This is a genomic window from Prauserella flavalba (genome assembly GCF_003202235.1).
GTDB lineage: Bacteria > Actinomycetota > Actinomycetes > Mycobacteriales > Pseudonocardiaceae > Prauserella_A > Prauserella_A flavalba.
Genome location: NZ_MASU01000022.1, coordinates 135,940 through 145,647, shown reverse-complemented (window position 1 = coordinate 145,647; position 9,708 = coordinate 135,940). Strand labels below are relative to the sequence as shown.

11 protein-coding genes and 1 pseudogene are annotated in these 9,708 nt (G+C 69.9%); 9 read left to right on the top strand and 3 right to left on the bottom strand.

Annotated elements, in window-relative coordinates; all coding sequences use genetic code 11:
* The 3 genes and pseudogenes from BA062_RS36890 to BA062_RS36880 all read right to left on the bottom strand — a co-directional run.
* Positions 1 to 1,273 (bottom strand): annotated as a pseudogene (locus tag BA062_RS36890) (IS701 family transposase); the annotation flags it as partial.
* Between the two features lie 164 nt (positions 1,274 to 1,437).
* Positions 1,438 to 1,893 (bottom strand): winged helix-turn-helix transcriptional regulator, encoded by a 456-nt coding sequence (locus tag BA062_RS36885; RefSeq protein WP_110343756.1) that lies wholly within the window; start codon positions 1,891 to 1,893, stop codon positions 1,438 to 1,440.
* Positions 1,894 to 2,420: 527 nt separating this feature from the next.
* Positions 2,421 to 3,226, bottom strand: a protein-coding gene (locus BA062_RS36880; RefSeq protein WP_245960206.1) for an IS5 family transposase whose coding sequence is annotated in 2 segments (ribosomal slippage) — positions 2,421 to 2,881 and positions 2,881 to 3,226 — 807 coding nt in all. Because the reading frame shifts where the segments join, the coding sequence is not laid out codon by codon here.
* Positions 3,227 to 3,578: 352 nt separating this feature from the next.
* Here BA062_RS36880 and BA062_RS36875 point away from each other — a divergent pair.
* The 9 genes from BA062_RS36875 to BA062_RS36835 all read left to right on the top strand — a co-directional run bounded on the left by BA062_RS36875 (position 3,579) and on the right by BA062_RS36835 (position 9,707).
* Positions 3,579 to 3,773, top strand: a complete 195-nt coding sequence (locus tag BA062_RS36875; RefSeq protein ID WP_110343755.1) for a hypothetical protein — start codon at positions 3,579 to 3,581, stop codon at positions 3,771 to 3,773.
* Positions 3,774 to 3,807: 34 nt separating this feature from the next.
* Positions 3,808 to 4,986 carry an AAA family ATPase gene (locus tag BA062_RS36870; protein WP_110343754.1) on the top strand — a complete coding sequence of 393 codons (1,179 nt, stop codon included), beginning with the start codon at positions 3,808 to 3,810 and terminating at the stop codon, positions 4,984 to 4,986.
* A gap of 32 nt (positions 4,987 to 5,018) precedes the next feature.
* Complete coding sequence (locus BA062_RS36865; protein ID WP_110343753.1) at positions 5,019 to 6,785, top strand: vWA domain-containing protein; 1,767 nt, start codon at positions 5,019 to 5,021, stop codon at positions 6,783 to 6,785.
* 71 nt (positions 6,786 to 6,856) lie between these two features.
* Positions 6,857 to 7,105, top strand: a complete 249-nt coding sequence (locus tag BA062_RS36860) for a hypothetical protein (protein WP_110343752.1) — start codon at positions 6,857 to 6,859, stop codon at positions 7,103 to 7,105.
* Positions 7,105 to 7,695, top strand: a complete 591-nt coding sequence (locus BA062_RS36855; RefSeq protein WP_245960205.1) for a hypothetical protein — start codon at positions 7,105 to 7,107, stop codon at positions 7,693 to 7,695. Before BA062_RS36860 ends, BA062_RS36855 begins: the two co-directional genes overlap by 1 nt.
* The gene (locus BA062_RS36850) at positions 7,641 to 7,976 is read left to right on the top strand and encodes a hypothetical protein (RefSeq protein WP_110343751.1); all 336 of its coding nucleotides are present in this window, start codon (positions 7,641 to 7,643) and stop codon (positions 7,974 to 7,976) included. Before BA062_RS36855 ends, BA062_RS36850 begins: the two co-directional genes overlap by 55 nt.
* Before the next feature lie 4 nt (positions 7,977 to 7,980).
* On the top strand, positions 7,981 to 8,349 hold the full coding sequence (locus BA062_RS36845) for a hypothetical protein (protein WP_110343781.1): 369 nt from the start codon (positions 7,981 to 7,983) through the stop codon (positions 8,347 to 8,349).
* A complete protein-coding gene (locus tag BA062_RS36840) occupies positions 8,346 to 8,708 on the top strand; it encodes a hypothetical protein (RefSeq protein WP_110343750.1) in 363 nt (120 codons plus the stop codon). Before BA062_RS36845 ends, BA062_RS36840 begins: the two co-directional genes overlap by 4 nt.
* Before the next feature lie 129 nt (positions 8,709 to 8,837).
* Entirely contained in the window at positions 8,838 to 9,707 is an 870-nt protein-coding gene (locus BA062_RS36835) for a hypothetical protein (protein ID WP_110343749.1), read from the top strand.
* The last annotated feature ends 1 nt before the right edge of the window (position 9,708 follow it).

The following is a 9,708-nucleotide window of genomic DNA, read 5'->3' as shown; positions in this document are numbered from 1 at the left end:
ACGGCAGCCGCAGGCTGTGATGTTTGAGGCGTTGTCGCTGGTAGTGGCTGCGCTTGGCGCGGGTTTGGTGGAGTCGGCGCCAGGCTGACCAGTGGTCGGCATGGGCTCGGGGGTGATCGGGGTGGGTCAGCTTGGCCCAGAGGCGCCGGATTTCGTTGCAGGACAACGGGATCAGCTGGTCGATGCCGCCTGTGGTGCCCCCTTTGACGCGGTTCGTGCGCGCTCGGTGTGGGCGGTGACGGCGAGGAACGCCGCGGCGAGCATCGAGAGCGTGATGTGCCGGTACCAGGCGTCGTAGCGGCGGACCTGGTAGTGGTCCAGGCCGGTCTCGTTCTTGGCGAACTGGAATGTTTCCTCGATGCCCCACCGGGACCCGGCGACCCGGACCAGCTCGGCGACCGGGACCGGCTGGTTGGCGTGGCAGATGTAGTAGGCCAGCTCGCTGGGCTTGCTGATCGAGCGACGGACCAGCAGGTGGTGCTGGTCGGCTCCGGGGTCGAGCAGCAACCAGTCGTAGAGTCGCTGGCCCTTGCTCCCGTCGCCGGCCGAGAGCCGCTGCCAGCCGCGTCTGGGTGCCGCGGCGGCCAGCTGGTCGGCGCGTTGCGGGCCGGTCGGGGTGGCGAACCGCTGGTCGCAGGACACGGCCATCACGTAGTTGAGGTTCTGCTCGTCCAGCCAGGCGCGCAGTCCGGGGTTGTCGCCGTAGGCCTCATCGGCGGTGAACCACGGCACCGCCTGGTGCCCGTGCGCGGCCAGCAGCCGCTGCAGCATCCGCCGCGCCAGCTCCGGCTTGGTGGCGAAGCCGACCTCGTCGCCGATCCCGGCCTCGGCGCAGCGCTGCGGATCGTCGGTCCAGGAGCGCGGCAGGTACAGCTCCCGGTCGACCAGCGCCCGCCCCCGCGGTGACACGTAGGCCAGGAACACCCCGAGCTGACAGTTCTCGATCCGGCCCGCCGTGCCGGAGTACTGCCGCTGAACGCCAGCGGAGCGGGTGCCTTTCTTCAGGAATCCGGTCTCGTCGGCGGCCAGCACACCGGCCGCATCACCCAGCCGGTCCAGCACGTAGCCGCGCAGGTCATCGCGCACCGCCTCGGCGTCCCAGGCGTAGACAGTTCAGCAGCCGCTGCATGCCATCCGGGCTCAGTTCGCCGGCCTGCTCGGCGAGCGTCCAGGAGTTCTTGCGCTCGGCCCCCGACAGCAGCCCCAGCAGGTACAGCCGCGCCCGGCGCCGCGACTGCACCTGCGCGAACCGGCCCGCCACCAGCCCAAACACCTCACCGAACCCCGCCTGCCAGCGCGCAAGCGGATCACCAACTACAGTCCACGACGCGGCCACCGCGTCAGTTTCAAGATCCAACACACCTTGAAGTTGATCACGCGGTGGCCGCCCTCGTGATCACGACACGCCGACCAAGATCACACTGTGCGGCTGCCGTATTAGTCGTCGTCCTCGTCGGAGAGCCCGAATTCCTCATCGGTCGATGTCTCCAATTCGTCACCATTCCGGCGGGCGTACGCCTGAGCCTGCTCGATCAGTTCCGGGTTGGCGTCAACCCAGGTGAGCATCGTCCTGCTGAGTTCCAGAAACTCCACGACTTCCGGCTTCAACGAGTAGTAGACCCGCACCGGAAAAGACTCCTTGTCCTCCGCGCGCACCAAAAGACCTTCCTCGGTCATCTTTTTCAATACGCGCGCCAGGTAGCTATCATGCAGGACGGTGTGTTTATCCGACCATTCTTTACCGATGGGATACGAGTTGAGTGTGGAAAGAATCTCTTTGCGCCGCATCGGGCCTTTCAAGAGCAGGACCAGGATGGCCAGCACCCACTTGTCCCCGAAAAGGTACTTCAGGTCGTACAAGCCCCGAAGGAGCCTCTCGTCCCCCACTGTCATAGCGCCTCCCCGTGCGCACCCGACCCGGCCCCTCGCCGTGCCCGTGGCGCAGTCCTCCGGCGACGCACCCCCGGAGGGCGTCGCCTACGCGGTCGTGCCTGGTCAACGCGACCGCAGCGCCAGCTCCGGCCTCCTCGTGTCGCGGTGACGGAGATCTCCACGTTACGCCGAACGGCCCAACCACTCCACCGTATTCCTACTCAAAGCGAACTTTAACCGGATGTCACACCGAGTAGCCAGAATGAAGATCATCTACACGTACAGTTGCTTCCGTTGGGGGTTCATACGGGGGATCATGATGGGGTTCATACGGGGGATCACGTTAGATGACCACCCCCTACGCCTCGCGAAGCCGCTGCTCACCGGGCCTGTAAGGGGATCCGCTGGTATCCCAGACTCGCTTGCCCACAAGCCGGTAGACACATCGGGGCGGGGCGTGCGGCCAACCGTGCATCCGACACCGCTCGATCACTTCACCGGGTCATCCTGCCTTTTCTGCCTCCCGCGTTCTCTATTTAGAGCGTGTCTCATTTGGCAAGTTTTTTGTAGCAGGTGATGGCTGCGCCGAGGATGAGGAAGGCGAGGTAGTGGCTGGGTTTGCGGTCGTATCGGATGGTGAGGCGTCGGTAACCGGTCAGCCAGGCAATCGTCCTTTCGATCACCCAGCGGTGTTTGCCGAGCCTGTCGGTGGATTCGATGCCTTTGCGGGCGATGCGCGGAATGATCCCGCGCTGGCGGAGCCAGTCGCGCATGGAGGGGATGTCGTAGGCCTTGTCCGCGTGCAGCTTGGCCGGTTTCCGGCGCCGCGGTCCTCGACGGGATCGGATCGCCGGCAGCGCGTTGACCAACGGCCGCAGCGCGTGGCTGTCGTGGGTGTTGGCCGCGGAGATCCCGACGGTCAGGGGTAGGCCGGCGCGGTCGGACAGCGCGTGGATCTTGGAGCCGGGTTTACCCCGGTCGATCGGGCTCGGCCCGGTCAGGCCGCCCCTTTTTTAGCCCTGACGGAGGCTCCGTCCAGGACCGCGCGGGACCAGTCGATCAAGCCTTTGGAACCCAGTTCGTCCAACACCGCGTGGTGCAGCTGCCGCCACAGTCCGGCCTCGGTCCACTCGGTGAACCGGCGATGTGCCGTCGGCACGGTAACCCCGAAGCTGGGCGGCAGATGCCGCCAGGCACATCCGCTGGTCAGCACGAACACGATCGCGGTGAACACCGCACGATCGTCGACACGCGACATCCCGCCGCCCTGTGGGCGCGTCTTTCCAGGCGGGATCAACGGTTCCACCAGTGCCCACAACTCGTCAGGCACCAGCCGCCGCGACAACTCGTCCATCACAGCCCATGATCATGCCCGTATCTCACCCGACATCCATGTGAGACACGCTCTTATTTATCCTTTTCCAGTCCTTCAATTCTATTGTTTTCCGTCCCGGTGTACTGCGTTTCGTCCGCGGCGGCCGGCGCGCCCGACTGGCTCGCTGACCTGCGGAAATCGGCGGCGCGATCGGTGGGAATTGTGACCGTACGGACGGCTTTCTATTCGCGACCAATGACGACAGGCGCGCGCGAAAAGAGTCTTGAAAATGGGCGGTGTTTTCCATTGCGCGCGGCGCGGCGCAGAGTCATAATTGAATTGTCGCCGGGGGAACCGGAAACCACACCGAATACCACGCCCGGCGCGAGCTATGTCCGACGAATGGGAGTCGATCATGTGCTACGCCGACACCGCCATCGAAAACGACGGCACCGTTACCGCCTATTGCTATTGCGGGTGGGTCGAATACGGGCACACCCAGGAATCGGCCGACGCCGCCGCCTATGCCCACCAGAACGCGCCCGACGACATCGACGCCGACGCGCCCGCCACCGCCACCGCCTGACACCCGCGCACACGATCGGAAAGGACGCCGCGCGATGACCACGCCAGCCACGCCGCCGACGACCCCCACCGCCCCGGCGGGCGGTCGGTTGCCCAACGGCGAACTCCGCCGACAGGTGGCGGAAGTCCTCGCCAACCGCGCGGGCACGGAACTGACCCCGCGCGACATCGCGCACACGCTCGGGCGGTCGTCCGGTGCGGTCGGCAACGCGCTCGCCGCGCTGACCGCCGGGGGCTACGCCGAACAGACCTCGACCAAACCGGTCCGCTACCGGTCGACCCCGACCACCGCCGACGCCGCCGCCGCGCCCGTGGCGGTCCCGTCCGGCACGCCCCGCCGCCCCCGCCCGACGCCGCCCCCGGCGACCCCAACCGCCACCACGCCGACTCCGACCGCCCCGTCGGCGGTCGCCCCGGTGACCGGTCCGGTCACGCGACCGAACGGGCAGCTCTACCACCCGCGCAAGCTGTCCGGGGTGCCGGACGTGACCGCGCTGCGCAAGCTGCGCGCCGCCGGGGTCGCCGCCCTGATGTACGGACCACCCGGAACCGGGAAGACCTCGGTGATCGAAGCCGCCTTCGGTGACCTGATCACGATCCAGGGCGACGGGGACACCACGGTCGCCGACATCGTGGGCGAGTACACCCAAACCCCGGACGGGAAGTTCGTGTTCGTGCACGGTCCACTGGTCCGCGCGATGCGCGAGGGTCGGACCCTGTTCATCGACGACGCCACCCTGATCCCGCCCACCGTGCTCGCCGTGGTCTACCCCGCGATGGACGGCCGCCGCCAGATCATCATCAAGGCCAACGGCGGCGAGGTCATCGACGCCGCCCCCGGTTTCTACGTGGTCGCCGGACACAATCCCGGCGTGCACGGCGCGGTCCTGACCGACGCGCTCGCGTCCCGGTTCTCCGTGCAGATCCAGGTGTCCACCGACTACGACCTCGCCACCCAACTCAAGATCGACAAGCGGGCGGTTGCGGTGGCACGCAACCTCGCCACCCGACAGGCCAACGGCGAGATCCGCTGGGCACCCCAACTGCGGGAACTGTTGGCGTTTCAGAAGATCGCCGACGTGTTGGGCGACGACGCCGCCGCCGGAAACCTGATCGGCACTGCCCCGGAAGAGGACCGCGACATCGTGGCCACCGCCGTACGCACCGCCTTCGGGAAAGCCGTTGCCCCGCTGGCACTCGGTGCCCGCATCTAACCCGCCCAACCGTCCGGAAAGGACACGCCGCCATGACCGCGCACACCATCGCCGACCCCGCCGCCACCGGTTCGGCCGTGTTCCCCGCCGCCCCCGGATGGGACACGCTCTCGGCAGCACTGACCGCCGAGGTCCCCGTGATCGCCGACCGCGACGACCTGCTGGTCACCATCGCACCCGGTGCCGGACACGGTGCCCCAGCGTGTTTCCTGCACGCCACCGCCATGATCGAAGTCGACGGCACCCACCTGCACCCGGTCGACCCCGCCACCGCCCGCCCGCACCTGACCAGCGACCGGAAACGCTACGCCCCCACGTGGGGCGCGCTGACCCACGAATGCGCGCACAGCAAACACACCCGCTGGCACGCCGCCGTGCCCGACGACACCGACCCCGAGGTCCTCGACGCTGCCCTGCTGCTGGAAGAACCCCGGATCGAACACGCGCAGATTCGCCGCCGCCCCGACGACCGCCACTGGTTGCGCGCGTGCGTGAAGACCATCGTCACGGGCGGGCTGAAACTCGACGACCCCGCGTTCCCGGCGAAAATGACCCCGCGCGACGCCGCGCACACCGCCGCGCTGTTTTTGGGACGCACCGACGGCGGCATCCTCACCCGCGCGGAAACTGCACCCGTCGCCCGCGCGGTGGAAACCGTGCTCGGCGCGGAGAAACTCGCCCAACTGCGGGCGGTATGGCGCGCGGCGTTCCGGATCGTCGACGACGACACCGACGCCATGCTCGACCTCGGCCGCCGCTGGTGCGAGATCATCGGACCCGACCCCGACACCACCCCGCCGCACCTGTCCGACCCCACCGACGACGGCACCGCCGACCCGTCCGGCACGCCGACCCCGTCCCCGTTGGCGGACGCGATCGGCAAGACGCTGGGCAAGGTCGCGCGGGCGGTCGCGCGCGCCAAGCTGCCCGAGGACCCCGCCGAGATCGCCGCCCGGAAGAAGGCCGCCGACGACGCCGCCCGCCGGAAGGCCGACAAGGCCGCCGACGGCGTGTTCGCCGCCCCTGGTCGGTCCCGTGACGGCGACACCGCCATCAGCGGCACCCGTCCGCCAACCGCCGCCGAACGCACCGCCGCGCGGGTGCTGTCGCGCGCGTTGACCACCGCCGGGGTCCGGGACCGGGTCGCGACGAAGTCGACCTCGCCGATCCCGCCCGGACGGCTACGGATGCGGGGCGCGTTGGCACGCGAGGCACAACGCGCCGCCGGGGCGATGCCCACCGCCGAGCCGTTCACCCGCACCACCCGCACCCCGGTACCGACCCCGCCGCTGCGGCTGGGCATCGCGTGTGACGTGTCCGGGTCGATGGGTGCCTTCGCGGGTCCGGTCGCCTCGACGGCGTGGATCATGGCCAACGCCGCCGCGCAGACCCCGGTCCCCGCCGACACCGCCACCGTGATCTTCGGCGCGCATGTCCGCCCGATCACCCGCCCCGGCACCACCCCGCGCGCGGTGACCGAGTTCGCCGCGCGGGACGACTGGGAGGCCATCGACACCGCCATCGACGCCCTCGACGGCGCGCTCGGCCTGTCCCAACCGGGTGCCGCGCGACTGCTGGTGATCGTGTCCGACGGCTACGTGCCCGACCCGCTTCGCCGCAACGCCCAGCGGCTGGTCGACCGGTTGCGCGCCACCGGATGCGCGGTGCTGTGGATCGCCCCGCACCACCGATGCGAACCGCTGACCGGGGCAACCGTGCACGTGATGACCGACCCCACCACCACCGCGCAGGCCGTGGGCCGCGCCGCCACCGCCGCCCTGCGCGCCGCCACCGCCTAGCCCGCCGGGGCGGGGCAATCACGCCCCGCCCCCGACCCAATCCAGCCACCGACACCACGGAGGTGTTCACCATGAACCACAACCACATCGCGACCGTGGGCGACCTGATCGCCGCCCTCGACCGTTACGACGCCACCACGCCCGTCCGGTGCGCCACCCAGCCCGGCTACCCGCTGGAGCACACGATCGGGCGTGTCGTGCGCACCCCGGACGACGCCGACGGCGCACCGCCCACCGACCCGCCCGTGGTGTGGCTCGGCGTGGGCGAGCACGTCGGCTACCTCCCCGCACCCGCCGCCGACGCCCTCGGGTGGTCGTGATGACCACAACCACCCCACCCGGACTCGCCGGGCTGGCGGAGCGTGCCGTGCGCGCCGCGCGTGCCCATCGCGCCGCCGACCCCGACGGGTTCGGCCGCCGCCACGACACCCCCGACGAGTGGAACCGGTGGGCACGCCGCGCGCGTGTCGCCCGGACCGTCGCCGCCGCCCTGCAGGTGCCCGTGAACGCCGTGCTCGTGACCGACGACCCGCACCGCACCTACCGCACCCGCACCGGAGAAGTACCCGGTGACCTGATCACCGTCACCGACCGGTTAACCGGTCGCGCGTGGCGGTTCATCCCCGACTTCACCACCCCCGGCGACGGGTGGCTACTGCTGGACCGCTGCCCGGACTGCGCGGCCGAGATCCCCGCCACCCGCATCGCGACCCTCGCCGACCTCGGCGAGTACCTCGACGGCGACATCTGGCCCGCCGACGAGGCCCGCGACGAGCCGCTGCATCAACCGGGCTGCGCGCGCTCGCCCTGCCCACCATCAGCACACCAGGAGATCACCAATGACCCCCCCATGCCGTGCCCGAGATCGAGTTCGTCGTCCGCCGCTTCGTCGAGAACGACTGCGAGGTGACCACGGTCGTGATTGACCCCGCCGACGCACAACAAACGCTCTACGGCACCGTCACGCAGCACGGACGGCTCATCGGCAGCTACCACTGCACCGACCTCGTGCGGCAACAAGGCTGGCGCATCGTCACCGCCACCGGCGAGTACCTCAGCCTCGACGGCGTGGAGTTGCGCCCACCGTGGGAAGGCGACGCCGTGATCGTGCTGACCACCATCCTCACCGGACACGACCAGGACGAGATCGACCAGCGGCTGCGTGACGCCACCCGCCCGCCTCGGCGGTGAACCGGTGACCACCACCGCCGACTTCTACGACGGCCGAGGACCGCGCGCGGTCTGGCTCGGCTCGCTCCAAGGCGACGCCGATCCCGCCACCGTGCGCGGCCTCGGCTCCGGGCGGTTGCTGCTGACCGCGACCGACCCGCTCACCTACGCCGACGCCGTAGCCGACCTGCTCGACTGCTGGCCCGACGAGGACCTCGGACACGGCTACCGCCCGCGCGATGGCTGGCCGTGGCTATGGCCAGACAGCCGCGACACCGACTGGGTGTTCACGTTCGACCACGGTCGGGTGTGGATCACCACCGGCCGCGCGTGGCTCGCCCATCGGCTCACCGATCACGGGCTACAACGGGATCCACCTGAGAGGACGCGATGAACGACAACAACACGGAGAACGCCGAGAGCACCGAGAACACCGCGCAGCCCAAGGAGTTCCGCCTCATCGATTACCAGGACCGGTGCCCGGACTGCGATGTGGAGGTCGGCGAGGCGCACATCTACGACGAGGTCGACGGCGGCTGCGACGTCGCCCGCTGCCTCGTGACCGGATACCAGCGGCTGATGTGCGACCTCGACCACGACTGCGGCCGAGACGTGTGGACCGGCTGGTGGCCCGGCCAGATCGACTGCGAACGACTCGGCTGGATGCTCGGCCCCGGCTTTCCTGACCTCAACCGCCTTTACACCGAGGGGATCTGGGACGCCGAACGGTGCGCCTGGGTGAAACCGAGCTGACCTCCGGCGTACCCCGTCGAGGCCACCCCCTTTCCGACTTGCGACCCCCGAACACGGGGTCGCTCGTCGGCCTTGACCGTCGTCGAATGGACCACGCAACCGCGCACGGCCGCCGGGAGGTTATGGGACGTGAACAGCACACACGCCGATTTCTACCTCGGCCCCGGACCGGACGCCCGCTGGCTCGGCTCGCTCGCCGAGTTCGACGGCCGCGCCGACGGCCCTCCGCCGACGGCCTCGGCGGAGGACGGCCTGTCGGCCGTGTTCGCCGCCGAGGACATCGACACCTACCAGGCGGCCGTCGTGGGCTTGCTCGCGCACCGCGCCGCCGAGGGCGGCTTCGCCGTCGTCCCCGGCCCCGACGGAGCGCCGGGGTGGCCGTGGCGAGCCGCCACCAGCATCGGCTGGTACGCCTGCACGTTCCACGACGGCCAGGTTCGCCTGTCCTGGCGCGGCGGCCCGTGGACCACGCCCGATCTCTCGCGCCTCACCCAGGACGAGTCCGCCGCCGGCCCGCCCGCGGAGCTGCCCGTCCTCGGCGCCACCGAGCCGCCGACCGCGAGATTCACCTACACCTTCCGAGGCCACCAGATCCCCATCACACAGAGGATGCGGCCGACGCCGCAGACCTACCTCGACCACCGCGCCGAGGCCGCCACCGCGGTGGCCGGCGCCGCGGAACTCGTCGTGCGCCGGCGGTGGCCCTTGCCCGACCTCGCCGCGACGGCGGTCCGCGAGATCGCGCACGGGCTGCTGCGGCCCGGCCCCGGCCCCAACCTCTCTGTGCTCCCCGACGACGCCCCGTTCGCCTACGAGCGCCTCGTGGCCGCGTTGCACTTCCTCATCGACGCCGACCGCTACGCCGAGAACAACAACCCCGACCACGGTCTCACGCTGCTGACCTCCGCCGCCGACGTCGCCGCGCAGGCCGTCACCGCGCACCGCACCAGCCAGCCTTACCCCTGGCCGCAGCCCGGCCATCGCACGAAAGGATCGTGAT

What these genes read in the sequence shown, in the direction of transcription:
- BA062_RS36885 (WP_110343756.1), bottom strand. Translation starts at nt 1,893, where the DNA reads ATGACAGTGGGGGACGAGAGGCTCCTTCGGGGCTTGTACGACCTGAAG.
- BA062_RS36875 (WP_110343755.1), top strand. Translation starts at nt 3,579, where the DNA reads ATGTCCGACGAATGGGAGTCGATCATGTGCTACGCCGACACCGCCATC.
- BA062_RS36870 (WP_110343754.1), top strand. Translation starts at nt 3,808, where the DNA reads ATGACCACGCCAGCCACGCCGCCGACGACCCCCACCGCCCCGGCGGGC.
- BA062_RS36865 (WP_110343753.1), top strand. Translation starts at nt 5,019, where the DNA reads ATGACCGCGCACACCATCGCCGACCCCGCCGCCACCGGTTCGGCCGTG.
- BA062_RS36860 (WP_110343752.1), top strand. Translation starts at nt 6,857, where the DNA reads ATGAACCACAACCACATCGCGACCGTGGGCGACCTGATCGCCGCCCTC.
- BA062_RS36855 (WP_245960205.1), top strand. Translation starts at nt 7,105, where the DNA reads ATGACCACAACCACCCCACCCGGACTCGCCGGGCTGGCGGAGCGTGCC.
- BA062_RS36840 (WP_110343750.1), top strand. Translation starts at nt 8,346, where the DNA reads ATGAACGACAACAACACGGAGAACGCCGAGAGCACCGAGAACACCGCG.